We start from the raw sequence: 18,991 nt of genomic DNA, 5'->3' as shown, positions 1-18,991 counted from the left end.
CACCCCAAATCTTGGTATACTACCTAATACACCGTACCGTCCCCCGGAAAGGAGCGAAGCATGGCGGCGCGCCGGATTCTACTGACGCTGATTGGCCTGTTGAGCGTGATGATTCTGATCGGCAGCATCAGTGCCGGTGTGTTAACCATCTTGTTGATTACTCATCGACCGGTCGATCAGAAATTACTCGTGGTTGGGCCAGCCCGACGACTAGCCCTCGTTGATCGAAGTGGTGCGGCACAGGTGCTGGCCGATGATGTGAGCCCCGAACTGTTCCGTTATCCAGCGTTGGCGCCTGATGGTAGCCGGATTGCATACATTAGCCAAAACGGTAACGTCAGTGTATTGCGCGTGATTGATTTGCGGAATGGCGCTCGTGCTGAACTCTACCGTTCGACGACGAATCCGCCGCTCTATATGGTTTGGTCGCCTGACGGTCGCTACCTCTCCTTTCTCTCCAATCGCGGTACGGCTGGGTTAGGAATGCATGTCGTACTGGCGGATGGGTCGCGTCCGGCTGAGTTGGTCAGTGTGTCGCCGACGTCGCTCTATTTGGCGTGGCAGCCCGATAGTTCGTCTTTGTTGGTGCATATCGGCGGTTCAATCTTCGAGGATGGGCGCGTGGTGACGGTACAGCCCGGCCGCGCGCAGCCGCTGTACGAAGTGAACGACCCCGGCTTTTTCCAGACGCCGGCGTGGAGTGTTGATGGGCAGAGCTTCTTTTACGTTGCGCAGCCGCCAATCGATGGCCCGCCGGCAGTGGAAAAGGTTGAGAGTGTGTTGACGCGGGTGAAGGTGGGTGAAACCCAGCCGCAGGCGTTGGCCCGTGAGCCGCAGGCGGCGATTATCTTTGGCCGCTCGCCGCGCAGTGATGAGATTGCGTATACGACGGTCGGCCCCAATGGGTTTGGCCCGCTGAAGCTGGTTGGTCTCGACGGTAAGGTGGATACCTTGTCGGCACCGGATGATAACGTGGTGGCGTTCTTTTGGTCGCCGAACGGCGAGCAGCTTGCGTATCTGACGCCTGCCGGGCGGACATCAAATGGTTTGGTGCAGTTGCGCTGGCAGTTGGTTAACCGCACCGGCGGTACGTCGCGGACGTTGACGACCTTCGTGCCTTCACAGGAGTTTTTGGCCCAAATTAATTTTTTTGATGCCTATGCGCTCTCGTTCGATCTCTGGTCGAGCGATGGCCGGGCCTTGGTCTATGGCGCGCGTGATGGGGTGTATGTGCTGGATATTGGGCGCGGGATCGCCAGCCGGCGAAGCGATGGCGTGTTGGCGATGTGGTTGCCACCGGAGAGATAGGGAATGGGGAGGAGGGAATAGAAGGAACATTCCCTCCTCTCGGCTAACGCAGGGCGCGAATTACGAGATTGCTGAACGTTGCCGTGGTGGCGTTCTGTCCGGCGCGGGCCAGCAGACCGTAACGCGCGTCGGGCGGTGGGGTGGCGCTGGTGACGATGCTTACTACTTGATCGTTAATCCGCAATTCGATGCTCTGGCCTTCGAGCCGCGCGCTGAGACGGGTGCGTTCGGCGAGGATGATCGCTCCTTCGGCGAGGAGGGTGCGTTGCTCGCCGTTGCGTTCATCGCAACGGAATTGGCCGCTGGCCGGATTGATGACGAAGCTGACGTAGCGCTGCGGGCCGTTGAAACGCAGCATTAATCCGCCCCAATCCCCGATAACGCTTGCTTCTACTTCGATCATCATATCGGCCCCGATCGGTGAGGTGCGGAAAGCCCAAATGTCGCCGATGCCGGCGTTGGCTTGAATGCGATAGGCGCCATTGCTTGCACTAACGCTCCAGCCGTTGCCGCTGGTCGTGGGCCAGTCGCTGTTGGGGCCAAAGTCGGCCTGATAGATGATCGGTCCGCTGGCAGTGATTGTCGTGGGTGACGGCGCAGCGGGAGGGGTAGGTGCGGTCGTGGGTGACGGCGCAGCGGGAGGCGTAGGTGCGGTCGTGGGTGACGGCGCAGCGGGAGGCGTAGGTGCGGTCGTGGGTGACGGCACAGCGGGAGGCGTAGGTGCGGTCGTGGGTGACGGCGCAGTGGGAGGCGTAGGTGCAGTGGGAGGCGCGGTGGGGGGGCGGTTATCGATCTCTTGCACCGTCATTGCGCCCTGAAGTTGGCGCCAGCCGTACCAGCCGAGAAAGGTCAGCGTCAGGCCGCCTACCGCTGCCGTTAACAAGGTGCGACGCGAGATGGTTGGCTCGGCGGCAGTGGCTGGGGTTTGGTATTCTGCCTCCAGCTCGGCAATCAAGGCCGCGCAATCGCGGTACCACGGGTTGATGCGTTGCAGTTCGCGTAGGGTGGCCAACGCTTGCAATCGCCTGCCGGCGGCGAGATGCACTTGCGCTTGCGCGTATAACTCGGCTTGGTAATCACGTTGTACCGGCGTGGCTGGCGCCATTGACGATCGCCGCCGACGGAGATTCTGATACGCCTGATTGATCCGGCGCGCGCGGCGGGCTGCATACTCTTGCTCAGCGGCTGAGGCGCCGGCATACCGGTCAGGATGGTAGAGGCTGATCTGTTTGAGGTACGCCTGTTTGATGTCGGCAAATGACGCGCCGGGCCGGATGCCGAGGATGGCGTAGTCGTCAAGTTGTTCAAAATCGTCGTTCACGCAACCCCCTTTCGCGCCGGGCATTATAGCATGCCGCTAGTTTATGTGGTGGCAGATGTACACTGTCATTGCGCAATTGTTGATGGTACCATGACTAATGGTATTATGCGATGTGTTCGCTCATTGCAATCATTAAGGATGACCCTATGCCAAAGTATTGGTTGCTCAAGACCGAACCCTCTGTCTACAGTTTCGCCGATTTGGTGCGGGAAGGGCGCACAGTATGGGATGGCGTAGAAAACAATGTGGCCCTCAAGCACATGCGCGATATGCGTAGCGGTGATGAGGCGTTGATTTACCATACCGGCGATGAGCGGCAAGCGGTTGGCTTGGCGCGAGTGGTTAGTGATCCTTACCCCGACCCCAAACAGAACGATCCGCGTCTAATCGTTGTTGATGTGGTGCCGATCAGGTCGCTGGCACGCCCGGTGACCCTAGCGGCAATCAAGACCGATCCCTTCTTTGCCGATTTTGCGCTGGTGCGGCAAGGCCGGCTGTCGGTGGTGCCGGTGACGGCGCCCCAATGGGAACGGCTGCTGACGATGGCCGAGCCGGCGAACGTATAATGGCATCCGGTAAGTTGTGGTATACTTCACAGCACGAATGGGAATGTGCTTATCCTGATTGCCGGTTCGGCGTGAACGCCAGTATGCAGAGCTGTACATCATGCTCTGCTGGCGCAGGGTAGCGCAGTCAGCCAAAAACGAGTATTTCTTCCCCGTATTTGGATTGTCTCTTATTTGCTAGCGTGCGGTGACGCTGCCGTTATCGTGTGACTCGCCCGCTTCCCGTCCGGGAAACGGCTCATCTGGCATAAGAACAGTTGCCTGCATCTCTACAACATACTGCCGCCATTGAAGGAAGCAGGGAGCGCTGCAATGGAAGCAGCTACAATTCTGGTGGTTGATGACGAGCAACCAATTGTCGATCTGGTGAGCAGTTATCTAAGCAATGAGGGCTTTGTCGTCCATCGGGCCTTCGACGGGCCGAGCGCGCTGGCCCTTGCTCGTAACGTGAAACCCGATCTGGTCGTGCTGGATGTGATGCTGCCCGGTCTTGACGGGATCGAAGTGTGCCGGCAGTTGCACCGTGACACTTCGGTGTACGTGTTGATGTTGACGGCCCGTGCCGATGAGATCGATAAGTTGATCGGCTTGTCGGTAGGGGCTGATGATTATCTGACCAAGCCATTTAGCCCACGCGAGCTGGTGGCGCGGGTGAAAGCAATTTTGCGGCGCAATCGGGTGTTGCGTTCGACCGAGACGAGCCAGCGTCCGGTGTTGCAATTTGAAGGGTTGCTGATCGATCCCGAACGGCGTGAGGTCGAGCGCAATGGCGTGCGGGTTGATCTGACGCCACGCGAGTTTGATCTGCTCTACGCGCTGGCCAGTTATCCGGGGCGGGTGTTTACGCGCGAAGAGTTGCTGCAACGGGTATGGGGCCCCGATTTTGCTGGGATTGATCGGGTGGTCGATGTGCATATCGGCACGTTGCGCCGAAAGCTCGATGACGATCAGCACGGGACGCCGTTGGTGCAGACGGTGCGCGGCGTAGGGTATAAGTTTGTCGGCGGCGCGCGATGAAGAAGTGGTTGCATCAACTTCGCTGGAAACTGTTTATCTCCCATCTGATTATTGTCTTGATGGCGTATGTGGTGCTGTTGGCAGCATCGAATGTGCTGGCAAGCCTCGGGTTGACCGGTTTTGCGCCGTTGACGCTAGGTTCGGCGGCGGCAGAAACCGGACAATTAGGTGCCGGCACCACCAACGCGGCGCTTGAGTTGCAAGAGCAGGTGCAGTCGGTGATCCAGCAAGCATTGCTGATCAGCGGGTTTGGCGCGCTAGCTGCCGCGGTCGTGGTAAGCCTGTTTGTCTCGCGCCGGATTGTTGAGCCGATTCAAACCCTCTCGCACGTCAGTCGTCGTTTGGCGCAGGGGTTTTATCGCGAGCGCACGAGCATTCAAGCCGATGATGAAATTGCCCAATTGGCCCAAAGCGTCAATCAGTTGGCTGATGCGCTTGATCAAACCGAGCGCCGGCGTTTGGCGTTGCTGGCCGACGTCACTCACGAGTTGCGCACGCCGTTGGCAACTATCGGTGGGTATATGGAAGGCTTGGTTGATGGGGTGGTTTCGGCGAATCCGGCGACGTTCAACCTGATTTTACGCGAGACCCGCCGCTTGCAACGGTTGATCGAAGACCTCGAGCTGTTATCGCGAGTAGAAGCCGGTCAGTTGCCGGTGGTGGCCCGCGCTATCGATCTGCGTTCGGTGCTAGAAGCGCAGATTGCGCAATTTGAGCCGTTGTTTAGCAGTAATCAGGTTCATTTGTGCCTCGATGTGCCTGAATACTTACCGCAGGTTTGGGCCGACCCCGATCGGGTGGCGCAGGTGGTGATTAATATCCTTGCTAACGCCTATCGCTATACGCCATCAGGCGGGACGGTTACGGTGCAGGCGTGCGCTGATGATCATGAAGTGCGGGTGGCAGTGATTGATACCGGAATTGGAATTGCCGCCGAACATTTGCCGCATCTCTTTGAGCGTTTTTACCGGGTTGATAAATCGCGCGCGCGCAATAGCGGCGGTAGCGGGATTGGGTTGGCAATCGCGCGCCACCTGATTTATGCCCAAGGGGGCGAGATTTGGGCCGAGAGCGATGGTATCGGTAAGGGGGCACGGTTTATCTTTACCCTGCCGCTCGCTCCGCAGATGGCGGTTGTGCGAGTGGAATCGGTGACAACGGTTGATGGGGCATGAGCGCAAGTTTCTGGATTGGCCTCTTTCAGCTTTTTCTGGTGGTTGGCGGCGCATTGGCAGTGTCGCTGTTCATTATCGACCGCCTGTTCCCACCGGTGCGTCAGGTGCAAGGATCAGTGGAGTCGTACACTCCCCGGCCAACCCCGGTCACTCGCACGGCAACAGTGACGCCGCCACCGCTGCAATGGCCGCTGGCACCGGCATGGTTGTCGCAATACTGGCAGGAAAATCTGCGCTTGGTCGGCCCGCTGCTGATAATCTGGCTCTTGAGCGTAGTATTGCCAGTCGTCTTGGCCGAGCCGCTGAACCGGATCAGCGTCTTAACCGGATTTCCGCTCGGTTACTATATGGGTGCGCAGGGGACGCTGATCTGTTTTGTGATCCTGACCTTTGCCTATAACTGGCGAATGCGGTTGCTCGACCGGCGCTTTGGCATTGATCCGGCTGAGTCTGCCGAGGAACGACTCATTCGCCGGCGCTATTCAATGCGCTATCTAGCATTTGCAGCCGGTTTGTTGGCACTAATGGGGGTCTGTATTGCCCTCGAGACGTGGTTTGGCCTACCGGCGCACCTGATCGACTGGAGCTTCCTCGCGTTGGCGATTGGTCTCTATGCTGTGATCGGTATTCGCTCTCGCGCCGATACGCTCGATGCCTATTACGTCGCTGACCGCAAAGTGCCGGGAATCCTCAATGGCTTAGCCACTGGCTCAGATTGGATGAGCGCCGCTTCGTTCATCAGCATGGCCGGCGCACTCTATTTGCTTGGCTTCGAGGGTCTCGCCTACATCACCGGTTGGACGGGCGGGTATGTATTGTTAGTGCTGCTGCTCGCGCCTTACTTGCGCAAATTTGGCCAATATACGCTGGTCGATTTTATCGGCGCGCGCTATCCCGGCGCTGGCGCGCGCGTAATTGCGGCTGTGTTCAGCATTATCATCTGTTTTACCTATGTGACTGCTCAAGTGACCGGGATTGGCATCATTATGAGCCGGTTTCTCGGTCTGAACTATATGGTGGGGGTGATTGTCGGCTTGGCGGCGGTGTTGCTCTGCTCGTACCTCGGCGGCATGAAGGCGATTACGTGGACGCAAGGCGTACAGGGGATAATCCTCGTCTTCGCCTACCTTGTACCGGTGACGTGGCTAGCCTATAAGCTGACCGGTGTGGCGCTGCCGCAGGTGATGTATGGCGAGGCGCTGAGCAATATTGCGCAACTGGAAGAGGTGCAGGGCTTGCCTAGCTATGTCGCGCCGTTTAATGATTGGTCGATCTGGAATTATCTGGCCCTGAGTCTCTGTCTGATGCTGGGTACTGCCGGCATGCCCCATATTCTGGTGCGTTTTTACACGGTGCCGACCGTGCGTGATAGCCGGAGCAGCGTAGCATGGGCGTTGTTGTGGATCTGTGTGCTCTATTTGACTGCGCCAGCGTATGCGGCGTTTTCACGCTGGGAGATTCTTGGTTCGGTGGTTGGCCAACCGGTGGCCGAATTGCCAGAATGGACGAACCGATGGGCGAGTACCGGCTTGCTGACGATCGCCGATGATCCCGATATGGGTGGGAATGGCGATGGCGTGTTGCAGTATCAGGAGCTACAGATTGACCAAGATTTGGTGGTCTTGGCGACACCGGAAATTGCTGAGTTGCCGGCCACGGTGGTGGCGCTGGTTGCGGCAGGCGGTATGGCGGCGGCCTTAAGTACCGCCGATGGCCTGCTGATGGTGATTGCTTCGGCGGTGGCTCACGATATTTACCATCGCACGCTCAACCCGCGAGCTAGTTCGCGAGAGCGGCTACTCTTAGGCCGCTTGGCGATTCTGGCTGTGGCCATTTTGGCGGCTTTGACAGCGCTGCAACGGTTGGCGATCATTGTTCAATTAGTGGCATGGGCCTTCTCGTTTGCCGCTGCGACGATCTTTCCGGTGTTGGTCTTAGGCGTTTTCTGGCGGCGAGCGAATAGCCGCGGCGCGGTAGCCGGGATGCTGAGCGGTTTTCTTGTGACGGCTGGCTACATGGCGCTCACCTATGTTACGCCTGATTGGGCTGTCTTTGGTATCTCCAGTTCGGCAGCAGGCATTTTTGGTCTGCCGGTCAATTTTTTGGTGACGTGGCTGGTTAGTCGGTGTGGGCCGCCGCCCGATCCAGAGGTGTTGGCGCTCGTTGATTATGTGCGGCATCCGTAGCGGTGCTTTTCCAGTTCTCCTGCGAAGAGAGATGGAGAGCTGCAGGTTGCAGTCAGCAACAGATTAGTGGTGTTCCATCGAGCGTGCAGTGGCTGAGTAAGCTGCAACGAGGGCCAGCGGTGAGCAAAAGTGTCTATGTCACGCTTCTTGTCAATAGAAGAGTTGATTTTACAAACTGATGCGAGTGGCGCTCCGGTGCGTTTAGAGTATGTGCGGGGGCATCCGCGCTGGGAAGCGTTGCCTTCAAGCCGGCATCAGAAAGCGTTGCGGTACATCGAGCGCTCGGTACGACCGGTAGATGCTCATCTGATGGGTTGTGCTTGTTTTACGCTGGCGGACGTATTAATCCGATTCCCCGATCCTGATCGATCACTCAAGCGTCCAGATTTAGCTATCTTTTGCACGGAACCGCCGGACAGCGATGAGGCGATTGACATGACTCCGGCAGCGGTGGTCGAGGTGCTCAGTCCCGGCTATGAAGATAAGGATCTCGGCCCTGATGGGGCGCCTTTCTACCTTACGTATGGTGTTCGCGATGTTGTTGTCTTCGATCCGAGGCGGAAAACGGCTGTCCATTTTCAAGCCGGATCGGCGCCGGTGACGTGGCAAGGGCCGGCTACGGTTGTGCTGGCCTGCGGTTGTCAGCTTGAGGTGCCGGGTTAAGAAAGAGTGGACTCGTTGTTTCCGCCACTCCCTACCGGATGAGGGCTGGGGTGCGGGAATGCCCCTGTTCCCCCTCCTCTTGGGGAGAGGGCTGGGGTGCGGGAATGCCCATCATTGCGGAGGGACAAACCCTGCTGCTCCTCCATCAGCCGCGTGCGGTGGTGGAACGGGGCGGTATGCATATCATCTTATGAGGGCGTTGTCGGTAGGTACACGTCTGGGCGGGACGCACTGCTGGGTATCTCTACAAGACTCGATCTTTGTTGACCGTATTCCCCTCTTTCAGCTACAATTCAACGTACAAATACGCCAAAGGTTAGGTCAGACGGAGGCCAATGATGACCACCGCGCCACGTTTGTTGTGGGAACCGCCGGCAGAATTGCGCGAAAACTGCACGATGCGCGCGTTTATGCGCTGGCTTGAGCAACGGTATGGATTGCACTTCACCGATTACGATAGTCTCTACCGCTGGTCGGTTGATGAATTGGAGGCGTTTTGGGGAGCGTTGTGGGAGTATTACCAGATTAAGGCACACGCTCCTTACACCACTGTGTTGTCGAGTCGCGAAATGCCGGGGGCGCGTTGGTTTACTGGCGCGCAGCTCAACTACGCAGAGCACGCCTTTCGCCATGCCACACCTGACCGCCCGGCAGTGATTGTCGCCTCGGAGCGGCAAGCGCCCACGCCGCTGAGTTGGGAAACGCTGCGCGCGCAGACAGCGGCGCTTGCGCAGACTCTACGCAATGCCGGGGTGGGGCCGGGTGATCGGGTGGTGGCGTATGTCCCTAATACGCCTCACGCCCTGATTGGATGTTTGGCGACAGCGAGCCTTGGTGCGATCTGGTCAAGCTGCTCGCCTGATTTTGGCAGCCCTAGCGTGATCGATCGCTTCAGTCAAATTGCACCAAAGGTGTTGATTGCGGTTGATGGCTACCAGTACGGCGGTAAGCCATTTGACCGCCGGGCCGAAGTGGCGGCGATTCAGACCGCGTTGCCCAGTGTCGAGCTGACCATCTTTATTTCGTACCTCGATCCGGCGGCTGAGCCAGATGGGTTGCGTGGCCCGCTGCTGCGTTGGGAAGAGGCGGTGCAAACACCGACTGAGTTGGTGTTTACGCCGGTTGAGTTTAATGCGCCGCTGTGGGTGCTCTATTCTTCCGGCACCACCGGTTTACCCAAGCCGATTGTGCATAGTCAAGGCGGGATTCTGCTCGAACACATCAAGTCGCTCGACCTCCATTTCGACATGCGGCCGGGTGATACCTTCTTTTGGTACACCACGACCGGCTGGATGATGTGGAACTTCTTGATCGGCGGCTTGTTGGTCGGCGCTATTCCGATTTTGTACGATGGCAGCCCGGCTTACCCTGATATGGGCGTATTGTGGCGGCTAGCCGAGCAGACCAAGATGCGCTATTTTGGCACCAGCGCCGGTTACATTACTGCGTTGATGAAGAGTGGGATTGAGCCGGGAGCGCAGTTTGATCTCAGCGCGATCAAATCAATCGGTTCAACCGGTTCGCCATTGCCGCCGGAAGGGTTTGAGTGGGTCTACGACCATATCAAGCGCGATGTGTGGTTGGTATCCTACAGCGGCGGCACCGACGTGTGCAGCGGCTTCGTTGGCGGCTGTCCGCTCTTGCCGGTGTATAGCGGTGAAATTCAGTGCCGCATTCTCGGTTGCAAGGCCGAGGCCTACGATACCGACGGGCACAGTGTGATTGGGGTGATGGGTGAATTGGTGATTACCGCGCCAATGCCCTCGATGCCGATCTATTTCTGGAACGATCCCGATAACGTTCGCTACAAGGCCAGTTACTTCGAGCAGTACCCCGGCGTCTGGCGGCACGGTGACTGGATCGTGATCAACGAGCGGGGCGGGATCGTGATCTATGGCCGTTCGGATAGCACGATCAACCGGCAAGGCATTCGCATGGGCACCAGCGAGATTTACCGCGCTGTCGAGACCATCCCCGAAGTGCTTGATAGTCTGGTAATCGATCTGGAAGGTCTCGGCGGGCGTTCGTATATGCCGCTATTTGTTGTCTTGCGCGAGGGGGCAACCCTCGACGATGCACTGCGGCAACGGATCAAGCAGGCGATCCGCAACGCGCTCTCGCCGCGCCATGTGCCCGACGACATCTTCCAGATTCCGTCGGTACCGCTAACACTTAGTGGCAAGAAGCTGGAGGTGCCGGTCAAAAAGATTCTGATGGGTGTGCCGGTTGAGCGGGCAGCCAATCCCGATTCGCTACGCAACCCTGAATCGCTCCAGTTTTTTGTCGATCTGGCGCGCGCATTGGCTGAGACGGTCAATCGCGGGAGCGGATGATCGATGCAGATGTAGGGTATGGCTTTGCGATACTGGTGTCCCCTCCCTCCCAGCCCCTCTCCCACTGGTGCGGGAGAGGGGCGCTACGGTCTCCCGCGTTCCGATGCCTGTCCCTCAATCCACGCGGCTCCCCCTCTCCCGCCGTCAGGTGAGCGAAAGGGCCGGGGGGTGAAGCAATCGCCAAGGCGCAACGTAAGCAAAGATACAGAGGCGCTTCACGCAAAGGCGTCAAGAGGTGGAGGGAAGCGCCACGCCCTATGGGTCATTGCGAGCTGTTATTCGCTTTAACGGACGTCGCCCTCTGTATGAGGAGGCTAATCTTTTCGAGCAAATCGCGTGAACGGTACGGTTTGGGTAGGAAGTCAGTATATTGGTTGATCGGCAGCGGTTGGCTGGTAATCTGTTCGGCATTGCCGCTCATCAGCAACACCGGCAGGCGCGGTGAGTGGCGGCGAATGGCTTCAAGGAGTTCTAACCCATTCATGCCGGGCATTGCCAGATCTATCAAGGCGATATCAATACTTATCGCTGATTCGCTCAATAGGGTAAAAGCGGTGCGCCCGTCAACCGCTTCGAGTGTCACCATACCGGCTCGTTCGAGGATGCGGCTGATGGTTCCACGCACTGCCGCATCGTCATCGACAATCAATGCAGTGCCGGTAAGGATGATAGGCGTTGTCGCCACCGCAGTCATCGTCGGAGTTGTTGTATTCGCGGCCGGCAGATACACGGTAAACGTCGATCCTAGCCCCGGCGTGCTCTCGACCCGGATAGCGCCGTAATGGCGGCGCACAATGTCTTGCACAGCAGCCAGTCCTAGCCCGTGACCTTTCGGTTTAGTGCTGAAGAAGGGGTCGAAGATACGGCGCTGCGTCGCTTCGTCCATCCCGATTCCGGTATCGCTGACGGTGAGGGTGACGTATTTGCCCGCCGCAATGCTTGGTGTCAAGTTTAAGCGACGCAGATCGGTCGCGGTAAGTGTAGTCACGTTGGTGCTAATGGTAACCGTGCCGCTGCGCTCACCAATAGCTTCAATCGCATTGGTAAGCAGATTGAGCACGACTTGTCGGATCTGGCTGGCTTCGACTACAATCGCTGGCAAATCAGGCGCTAGATCGTAGGTAATCGTTACTTGGCTGCTGCGACTGGCCGGCAAGCGCAAGAGATTACCCATTTCGCGCACCAGCGCCGAGAGGTCAACGGATTCGAGCGAACGTTGGCCGCGGCCAGCGCATGCGAGCAATTGACTACACAATTCAGCGGCTCGTTGGGAAGCCTGATCGATAGCTGCGAGGTGGGGCTGCAATGCGTGGTTCGACGGCAGATCAAGCAAAGCAAGGCTGGTATGGCCCATAATACTGGTCAGCAGATTGTTAAAATCGTGGGCAATACCGCCGGCCAGCAAGCCAAGACTTTCGAGTTTTTGCGTTTGCAGCATCTGGGTCTCGATCCGACGCCGTTCTTGTTCAGCGTTAAAGCGTTCAATCGCTACTGCGAGCACATTGGCGACACTGTGCAGAAAGAAGATGGCCTCGGTATCCAACGGATGCTGCGCGTAAGCCAACAGCGCGCCGAACAGTCGCTCTTTCCCACGAATAGGCATACCGGCGCCATACATTGCCACATCGCCGATACGTTCAGCTAAGATTGGCGGCAACTGGTTCCAGCCGGGATGATCATTGGGCAGATCGCGGAACACCTCAGATGGCAACAGCTTCTCAGGCACATTGCCCCACTTTGCGCGTACATACGGTTGATGATCGAGATCGAGTTCAACCAGCTCAGTCCCGCTGAGGCGAAGGGTTTGCGCCGTTTGTGCCACAGCGGCGGCAAACAGGGTGTTAAGGTCAGTATTCGCTAGCGCTTCGCGAGCTAAGGTTGCCAACTGTTCTTGTCGCGCAGCGAGTTCGGCAAGACGCTCGTTGGCATGGCGCAATGGCGTCACATCTTGAAACGCGACGACGGCGCAGAGACCTTCAGGCAGCTCAATGAGCTCAGCCGCCAGTTGGGCAAAGCCGGAAGTGCGATCATTCCGCTGAAAACTAAACTCGACACCGCTGATCGTTCCCTGCTGTTCTAACGCTTCAGTGATAGCCGGCCAGCGCTCTGGCAACTGCGACCGGCTAAGCTTACGAATCGGTTGCTTAATAATCTGTTCGCTGCTCAACTCAAAAAACTCGCGGCAGGCCGCATTTGCATTCAGGATGAGTTCATCGTTGATCCGCACGATTAACATCGCAAACGGCGCCGAGTCGAAAAGCCGGGCTAGTTTCTCTTCCGAATCGCGGAGTTGCTTTTCAACAGTGCGTCGTTCATGAAGTTCTTTATCGGTTTCGCGTAATGACTGGCGAAAATGACTGATGAGCTGATCGATGATGTACGCCGAGAGTAAAAGATACAACGTATAGGTGACAGACCACGACAGTCGCGAGTGAGGGATCGGCAGCTGGGGTAACCAATCGGCAAGTAAAGTAAAGATGACGCCGGTAGCAATTGAAAGAATCGCGACGATCCATGCACCTCGTTGCCCGAATAGCATGCCGGCCATCACGACGACGGTGGGTAACGCTGCGAAAGCTGGCGCAAGAATACCGCCGCTGATCGTCGCTGAACCGATTAATATCAACCACAATGAACTAATGACGAGCAGACTTGCTTGCTCAACCCGTTGCTGGCGCAAGAGCCAGAATGCCGCAAGGAGCGCCGCTATCAGAGGCACGACAATAATCAGGCGCTGCGGCATGAGCGATGGGTCAATCGGGCTAAAGACAGTATAGCCTATGACGGAAAGGAGGGAGAGCCAGATTAGGAAGCGCAGTAATTTCGCGGTGTGTTGCCGTACCCGCTCAGTGCTTGGGGAGGATGGATCGGTGAAAGCAGCCATCGTTTGCTCCCGATTCGAACCTATCGTTAGATGAGATTCGCGCTGATCGTCGCCGATCCATCCATACTACATCCCAGTCATTACGTATCCTGATCGGATGACGTGCCAAGGCTATGGGCCAACGCCGTCCCGCTGAGCTGGATGATCGCCTCGCGCACCTCATCGGCGGCGGTTTGCCATGTCGCGCGCAGTTTCGGATGCGCTTTCAGATACAGCGGTTCGCCAAAACGCACGGTGACTTTGTAGGGGCGTGGAATGACCTTACCCTTTGGCATGACACGATTGGTACCGCCGACATAGGTCGGAATGACCGGCGTGCCGGGAAATTCGGCGATTAGGCGGCCCACACCGCTGCGGAAGGGGCCAATTTCACCGGTCTTGCTGCGCGTGCCTTCGGGGAAGAGCAAGAGGGCATAGCCCTCGCGCAGAGCGCGCGCAGCGTGGCGGAGCGGATCTTGGCCGCCGCGCCGGTCGCGGGCGATCGGAATGGCATTGAACAAAATGCGCGAGAGGAATTGCATGACCCCGCCTTGAAAGAAATAATCTTGCGCGGCGGCAGCGACGAAGCGAGGGCGTACTTCACGCGGCAAGACGGTATAAATGACGGCTGTGTCAGCATGGCTGGCATGATTTGAAGCAATAATGAAGGCACCCTCATGGGGAATGTGTTCAATCCCTTCAACTCGCGGCCGTACATAAAGCCGGACAAAGATCCGAAACAGGGCCGGCACGAAACGGGCCGCAACGTGGCGGCTGCGGTAGAGACTCATAACTTTTTCCCTACGATTATGACACCCGCCAGAATAGCAAAGCGGCGAGATATGCTGCAATAAAATCGGTGACTCTTCATCTATGCGGTATTATACTGTGCTGCGCCTCGCTTGGGGAGGGGATGGCTTCCTTTTCATCAATAGTTGGATCCGAAACCGTTTGACCGTAGCGCCGCACGGGATACGGCGCTACGGTATGCTTGCCCAAGACAGGTGCCCACTGCCCTACGAAGCCGTTTGTAACTGTTCGATCGCCTTAGCATCGTACCGTAAAATCGGCTGGCGAGCGGCACGCACTTCATCCAACCGTCGCACCGGCGCTTTGGTCGGTGCAGTGTGCAGCACCTCTGGCGTCTCAACCGCTTCGCCGGCGATCTGGCGCATCGTGGCGATGAAGCGATCGAGCGTCTGCTTACTCTCAGTTTCGGTTGGCTCGATCATCAACGCTTCCGGCACGATCAGCGGGAAGTAGATCGTTGGCGGGTGGAAGCCATAGTCGATCAGCCGCTTGGCAATATCAAGCGTGCGCACATCTTTGGGTGCGCCGGCAATTTGGCCGCGTAATACGACTTCGTGCATGCAGATACGATCGATCGCCTGCGGATAGATATCCTTCAGCATAACCCGCACATAGTTGGCATTCAGCACCGCAGCTTCGCTGACGGCGCGCAACCCAGCGGCTCCCATCGAGCGGATGTAGGTCCATGCCCGCACCAGCATACCGAAGTTGCCGTGGAAAGACTTCATACGGCCAATGCTCTTCTCGGGGGTGAAGAACTCGTATTTGCCATCGTCGCGCCGGCGCACACGCGGGCCGGGCAGGTATGGCGCAAGCTCGGCAGTGCAACCAACTGCACCCGAACCGGGGCCACCGCCGCCGTGCGGGGTGGTGAAGGTCTTGTGCAGGTTGTAGTGCATGAAGTCAAACCCCAACTCACCCGGCTTGGCGATGCCGAGGATGGCATTGAAATTGGCGCCGTCGCCGTACATTAGGCCGCCGGCCTCGTGAACGAGGCGGCAGATTTCAACAATGTGCTCTTCAAACAACCCCAGTGTGTTAGGGTTCGTGAGCATCATGCCGGCGGTGCGCGGTGAGAGTTTGGCTTTGAGATCGTCGAGGTCAACATTACCGCGCGCATCGCTCTTTAGTTCGATCACCTTCAAGCCAACCATTGCCGCTGTCGCCGGGTTGGTGCCGTGAGCCGAGTCGGGTACCAACACTTCGGTGCGCTGGGTATCGCCGCGATCGTGATGATACGCGCGGAAGACCAGAATACCGGTCAGTTCGCCTTGCGCGCCGGCAGCGGGTTGCAGGCTAACCGCATCGAAGCCGCTGATCTCGCCAAGGTAGGTCTGCAATTCATACATCAGTTGCAGGGCGCCTTGGCTCAATGATTCATCTTGCAGCGGGTGCGCGGCGGCAAAGCCGGGCAAGCGGGCGGCTTCTTCGTGCAGCTTGGGATTATACTTCATCGTACATGACCCCAGCGGGTAGAAGCCGGTATCGATCGAGTAGTTGCGCTGGCTGATACGGGTAAAATGGCGAATGACTTCCGGCTCGGTCAATTCGGGAAAGCCGGCCAAGTCATCTTGGCGCAACAACTCGGCGGGCAGCGGCGTGGTTTCAACGCCGGCAGCCGGCAGATTAGCGCCGATTTTGCCCGGTTGCGAGTAGGTAAAAATAGGCGGTTCTTCGTTATTCATTGCTCTGCACTCCATGGATTGGTTCATTAGGGGTGGCAATCACCGGCGGCGTATGCACCTGATCAAGTTGATCGGCGATGGCAAGCGCGAGATCGGCCCGCTCGCGTTCAAGCAAGAGGACCAGCCGGTAGGTCAAGAGGGCAAACTCGCGCACCTGATCGTACCGACGGTCAGTCGTTTCGTCGTAGGCCACGCCATAACCGGTGCGTAGGCCAAAATAGTCAGGATCGGCGAAGTTGAGGTGGAGGGTGGCGTGATCCCATGCCGGACGCCATGTTTGGGCAAAGCCCCAACCGACCACACCAACCAGCCGCCAGTCGCGTTCCCGCCGGCGGACGATAATCCGGCGCGGGTGTAAGTCGCCGTGGACGAGGCAGGCCGGGCGGCCAGTGGTCGTAATCCAACTGGCGAGACGGCCTTGCAGCCATTCGCTCTGTTCGGCAGTGAGGCTGCCTTGCGCTACTGCGTCAGCCGCTGCCGCTGCTACCCGCTCGCGCAGGTAGGCGACATCAGCGGCAAGCATAGCCGGTTGTTCGGCAGGAGTTGGCAAGGCTTCGGCGCGCAACTGGCCGTAATACGAGGCCAGATAGCTATGCACGCGCGCCATGACGCGCGCCAGTGCCTGCCCAATGGCAAAGCGTGATTCTTCGTCGATGGCAGTGATGATCTCGGACAGCGGCGTGCCGGCAAGGTAGCTCAAGGCCAGCGCCGGCGGGTCATCGCCACTGGCCGCAGCTTCACCGACCACGCTCGGCAGCGGCAAATCGATCTCGGCTTGCAGCGCACGTAGTGCGAGCGCCTCGGTACGTAGCGCTTCGCCGGCCCAGCGATCGACGCCAGCCGGCAGACGGAGCACAATCTGCCGGTCGTTGAGCGTGACCAGCAGGCTCCGCGCGCCAAGCGGTGCAGCATCACGCACCCGCGCCCCCGGTAGGATGCGGGTGACTATGCGCTCGATCTGATTGGGTGAGACTGCCTCGATCATCGGGTTGACCTGAATTGATGTTGCCCCCTCCCAGCCCACCTCACAGGGGGGCGGCCTGTGACCCACTTCGTCATATAGCGGCTAATACTTCCACCAGCCGGTTAATCTCGGCTGGCGTATTCATTTCCGTGACGGCTACCAGCATCGCGTCACCGAGTTGTGGCTCATCGGCGCTGAGGTCGTAGCCGCCGATGATACCCTGCTCGCGCAATGCCGCATTGATTTCAGCCACCGGTCGCGGGCACTGCACCACAAATTCGCGGAAGAAGGGCTGATCAGCGAGCACGCGATAGCCGGGCAGAGCGTTAATCCGCTTGGCGGCGTAGTGGGCGCGCTGGTAGGTAACTTCAGCCACCATCCGCATGCCGCGCTTGCCCATCAGCGACATGTACACTGCCGACGCGAGCGCCATCAAGCCCTGATTGGTGCAGATGTTGCTCGTCGCCCGTTCGCGGCGAATGTCTTGCTCGCGAGCGCGCAGGGTAAGGACATAGGCCATGCGGCCATCAATATCTTTCGTCACGCCGACGATACGCCCAGCGATCTTATGCACATACTTCTGGCGAGTGGTAAAGATGCCGAGGTACGGGCCACCGAAGGCCAAGCCCAAGCCAAGCGACTGCCCCTCGCCGGTGGCGATGTCGGCCCCAGCTTCGGCAGGGGTTTGGAACAAGCCGAGCGCGATTGGGTCGAAATGAACCGCGAGCAACGCACCGCGAGCCTGCACCTGTGCGCCGAGACCACGTAAATCGTGCAACCGGCCCAGAAAATCAGGGTTCTGCACAATGAGCAGCGCGGTCTGATCATCAACGCGTGCTAACGCATCGGCAATCGACGATCCCGGCGTCTCGTCACCGACAATCTCAACATCGAGCCCTTGCAGGTAGGTGCGCAATACAGCCCGATATTGGGGATGAACGCCGCGCGCTACCACGATTTTGCGCCGGTTGCGCAAAACGTTAAGCGCCATAATTGCCGCCTCGGCTAACGCGGTCGCGCCATCGTAATGCGAAGCGTTCGCGATCTCCATGCCGGTCAGGGCGCAGATGAGACTCTGATACTCGAAAATGGCCTGCAAGGTACCTTGGCTGATTTCCGGCTGGTATGGGGTGTACGCAGTGTAAAACTCGCCGCGGCGCAGAATCTGGTCAACTGCCGCCGGTACAAAATGGTTGTACGTGCCTGCACCCAAAAAGATGCTATACCGGCGGGCATGGGCGTTCAACTCGCTCAACCGGTTCAGCTCCGCCATCAGCTCCGGTTCCGACAATGGCGGTGGCAGATCGAGCGGCGGGAAACGATGGCTGGCCGGCACATCAACAAACAGGTCTTCAATGCGCTCAACTCCAATTGCTTTGAGCATTTCTTGCCGGTCGGCATCGGTAATCGGAATATAGTGAGTCATGCGTAGTTCCATCTAGACTATCGGTATCCCAGCGGTTGCGTTGTTGTTCGGTTGCGCCCCTCCCGGCAATGTTTTAGTGCTGTAGCAGGGGCGCTGCGCACCCGCGCAATGACGTTCGCCATCTGCCTAATGATCGATCTCGGCTACCAACGCAGCATACGCCTCGGCATCGAGCAATTCCTCGCTCTCGCCGGTTGGTCGCACCCGCAGCATCCAACCTTTGCCGTAGGGATCGTTGTTAATCGGTGACTGATCGCTCTCAAGATCTGTATTAACTGCCACTACCTCGCCACTGACCGGCGCATAGAGATCCGAGCTTGCCTTGACCGACTCGACTACGCCGAAGCTTTCGCCGGCAGTGACGGTTGCGCCGACGGCGGGCAATTCTACGTAGACCACATCGCCAAGCGCGTGCTGGGCATAGTCAGTGATCCCGATCACCACCTCATCACCTTCGTAGCGCACCCACTCGTGGGTTTTGCTGTACCGCAGATCGGACGGAGTGTTGTAAGCCATGTCGAACTCCTCTAGCGCTTGTAGCGCGGCTTATAGAAGGGCATCTTCACGACGCGCGCGCGAACGGGTCGCTCGCGCACGATAACATCAAACTCACTACCTTCGCTGCTGAGATCGGTGGGTACGTAGGCCATACCGAGCGGGCGGCCAAGGGTTGG

The 18,991-nt window shown here is 58.3% G+C and carries 15 protein-coding genes; 7 read left to right on the top strand and 8 right to left on the bottom strand.

The genetic code is table 11. The features are described from left to right. Positions 1 to 60 precede the first annotated feature (60 nt). Entirely contained in the window at positions 61 to 1,308 is a 1,248-nt protein-coding gene (locus Q1A59_RS04995) for a hypothetical protein (RefSeq protein WP_298406740.1), read from the top strand. Positions 1,309 to 1,351: 43 nt separating this feature from the next. On the opposite strand, the gene Q1A59_RS04990 is transcribed toward Q1A59_RS04995, so the two are convergent. After that, positions 1,352 to 2,629 (bottom strand): J domain-containing protein, encoded by a 1,278-nt coding sequence (locus Q1A59_RS04990; RefSeq protein WP_299644165.1) that lies wholly within the window; start codon positions 2,627 to 2,629, stop codon positions 1,352 to 1,354. A 146-nt stretch (positions 2,630 to 2,775) separates the two neighbouring features. On the opposite strand from Q1A59_RS04990, the gene Q1A59_RS04985 reads away from it, so the two are divergent. The 6 genes from Q1A59_RS04985 (at position 2,776) to Q1A59_RS04960 (ending at position 10,569) form a co-directional block, all read left to right on the top strand. Further along, positions 2,776 to 3,195, top strand: a complete 420-nt coding sequence (locus tag Q1A59_RS04985) for an EVE domain-containing protein (RefSeq protein ID WP_298406746.1) — start codon at positions 2,776 to 2,778, stop codon at positions 3,193 to 3,195. A 312-nt stretch (positions 3,196 to 3,507) separates the two neighbouring features. Beyond that, positions 3,508 to 4,212 carry a response regulator transcription factor gene (locus Q1A59_RS04980; protein ID WP_298406749.1) on the top strand — a complete coding sequence of 235 codons (705 nt, stop codon included), beginning with the start codon at positions 3,508 to 3,510 and terminating at the stop codon, positions 4,210 to 4,212. After that, entirely contained in the window at positions 4,209 to 5,387 is a 1,179-nt protein-coding gene (locus Q1A59_RS04975; protein ID WP_298406752.1) for a cell wall metabolism sensor histidine kinase WalK, read from the top strand. Before Q1A59_RS04980 ends, Q1A59_RS04975 begins: the two co-directional genes overlap by 4 nt. After that, complete coding sequence (locus tag Q1A59_RS04970) at positions 5,384 to 7,573, top strand: VC_2705 family sodium/solute symporter (RefSeq protein ID WP_298406755.1); 2,190 nt, start codon at positions 5,384 to 5,386, stop codon at positions 7,571 to 7,573. Before Q1A59_RS04975 ends, Q1A59_RS04970 begins: the two co-directional genes overlap by 4 nt. Before the next feature lie 135 nt (positions 7,574 to 7,708). After that, positions 7,709 to 8,236 carry a Uma2 family endonuclease gene (locus tag Q1A59_RS04965; RefSeq protein ID WP_299644159.1) on the top strand — a complete coding sequence of 176 codons (528 nt, stop codon included), beginning with the start codon at positions 7,709 to 7,711 and terminating at the stop codon, positions 8,234 to 8,236. Between the two features lie 338 nt (positions 8,237 to 8,574). Further along, positions 8,575 to 10,569, top strand: a complete 1,995-nt coding sequence (locus Q1A59_RS04960; protein ID WP_366144876.1) for an acetoacetate--CoA ligase — start codon at positions 8,575 to 8,577, stop codon at positions 10,567 to 10,569. Positions 10,570 to 10,831: 262 nt separating this feature from the next. On the opposite strand, the gene Q1A59_RS04955 is transcribed toward Q1A59_RS04960, so the two are convergent. The 7 genes from Q1A59_RS04955 to Q1A59_RS04925 all read right to left on the bottom strand — a co-directional run. Beyond that, positions 10,832 to 13,453 carry an ATP-binding protein gene (locus Q1A59_RS04955; RefSeq protein WP_299644156.1) on the bottom strand — a complete coding sequence of 874 codons (2,622 nt, stop codon included), beginning with the start codon at positions 13,451 to 13,453 and terminating at the stop codon, positions 10,832 to 10,834. Positions 13,454 to 13,533: 80 nt separating this feature from the next. Then, positions 13,534 to 14,223 carry a lysophospholipid acyltransferase family protein gene (locus tag Q1A59_RS04950; RefSeq protein WP_298406766.1) on the bottom strand — a complete coding sequence of 230 codons (690 nt, stop codon included), beginning with the start codon at positions 14,221 to 14,223 and terminating at the stop codon, positions 13,534 to 13,536. 225 nt (positions 14,224 to 14,448) lie between these two features. Beyond that, positions 14,449 to 15,927 (bottom strand): aminomethyl-transferring glycine dehydrogenase subunit GcvPB, encoded by a 1,479-nt coding sequence (gene gcvPB, locus Q1A59_RS04945; protein ID WP_298406768.1) that lies wholly within the window; start codon positions 15,925 to 15,927, stop codon positions 14,449 to 14,451. Further along, on the bottom strand, positions 15,920 to 16,912 hold the full coding sequence (locus tag Q1A59_RS04940; protein ID WP_298406770.1) for a phosphotransferase family protein: 993 nt from the start codon (positions 16,910 to 16,912) through the stop codon (positions 15,920 to 15,922). The genes gcvPB and Q1A59_RS04940 overlap by 8 nt, the downstream gene beginning before the upstream one ends. A 70-nt stretch (positions 16,913 to 16,982) precedes the next feature. After that, positions 16,983 to 18,317, bottom strand: a complete 1,335-nt coding sequence (gene gcvPA / locus Q1A59_RS04935) for an aminomethyl-transferring glycine dehydrogenase subunit GcvPA (RefSeq protein WP_298406772.1) — start codon at positions 18,315 to 18,317, stop codon at positions 16,983 to 16,985. A 126-nt stretch (positions 18,318 to 18,443) separates the two neighbouring features. Further along, positions 18,444 to 18,833: a glycine cleavage system protein GcvH gene (gcvH, locus tag Q1A59_RS04930; protein WP_298406775.1), complete on the bottom strand. Its 390-nt coding sequence runs from the start codon at positions 18,831 to 18,833 to the stop codon at positions 18,444 to 18,446. Between the two features lie 11 nt (positions 18,834 to 18,844). Then, positions 18,845 to 18,991 (bottom strand): glycine cleavage T C-terminal barrel domain-containing protein (locus tag Q1A59_RS04925; RefSeq protein WP_299644168.1); only part of this gene is annotated, 147 nt, incomplete at its 5' end.

Origin of the sequence: uncultured Chloroflexus sp., from assembly GCF_937951745.1 — a bacterium.
GTDB lineage: Bacteria > Chloroflexota > Chloroflexia > Chloroflexales > Chloroflexaceae > Chloroflexus.
Note: the sequence above shows the minus strand (reverse complement) of the source record. Positions and strands in the feature narration are given on the sequence as shown.

Coding starts and splice junctions, on each gene's coding strand:
- Q1A59_RS04995 (WP_298406740.1), top strand. CDS start 61: ATGGCGGCGCGCCGGATTCTACTGACGCTGATTGGCCTGTTGAGCGTG.
- Q1A59_RS04985 (WP_298406746.1), top strand. CDS start 2,776: ATGCCAAAGTATTGGTTGCTCAAGACCGAACCCTCTGTCTACAGTTTC.
- Q1A59_RS04980 (WP_298406749.1), top strand. CDS start 3,508: ATGGAAGCAGCTACAATTCTGGTGGTTGATGACGAGCAACCAATTGTC.
- Q1A59_RS04975 (WP_298406752.1), top strand. CDS start 4,209: ATGAAGAAGTGGTTGCATCAACTTCGCTGGAAACTGTTTATCTCCCAT.
- Q1A59_RS04970 (WP_298406755.1), top strand. CDS start 5,384: ATGAGCGCAAGTTTCTGGATTGGCCTCTTTCAGCTTTTTCTGGTGGTT.
- Q1A59_RS04965 (WP_299644159.1), top strand. CDS start 7,709: ATGTCACGCTTCTTGTCAATAGAAGAGTTGATTTTACAAACTGATGCG.
- Q1A59_RS04960 (WP_366144876.1), top strand. CDS start 8,575: ATGACCACCGCGCCACGTTTGTTGTGGGAACCGCCGGCAGAATTGCGC.
- Q1A59_RS04955 (WP_299644156.1), bottom strand. CDS start 13,453: ATGGCTGCTTTCACCGATCCATCCTCCCCAAGCACTGAGCGGGTACGG.
- Q1A59_RS04950 (WP_298406766.1), bottom strand. CDS start 14,223: ATGAGTCTCTACCGCAGCCGCCACGTTGCGGCCCGTTTCGTGCCGGCC.
- gcvPB (WP_298406768.1), bottom strand. CDS start 15,927: ATGAATAACGAAGAACCGCCTATTTTTACCTACTCGCAACCGGGCAAA.
- Q1A59_RS04940 (WP_298406770.1), bottom strand. CDS start 16,912: ATGATCGAGGCAGTCTCACCCAATCAGATCGAGCGCATAGTCACCCGC.
- gcvPA (WP_298406772.1), bottom strand. CDS start 18,317: ATGACTCACTATATTCCGATTACCGATGCCGACCGGCAAGAAATGCTC.
- gcvH (WP_298406775.1), bottom strand. CDS start 18,833: ATGGCTTACAACACTCCGTCCGATCTGCGGTACAGCAAAACCCACGAG.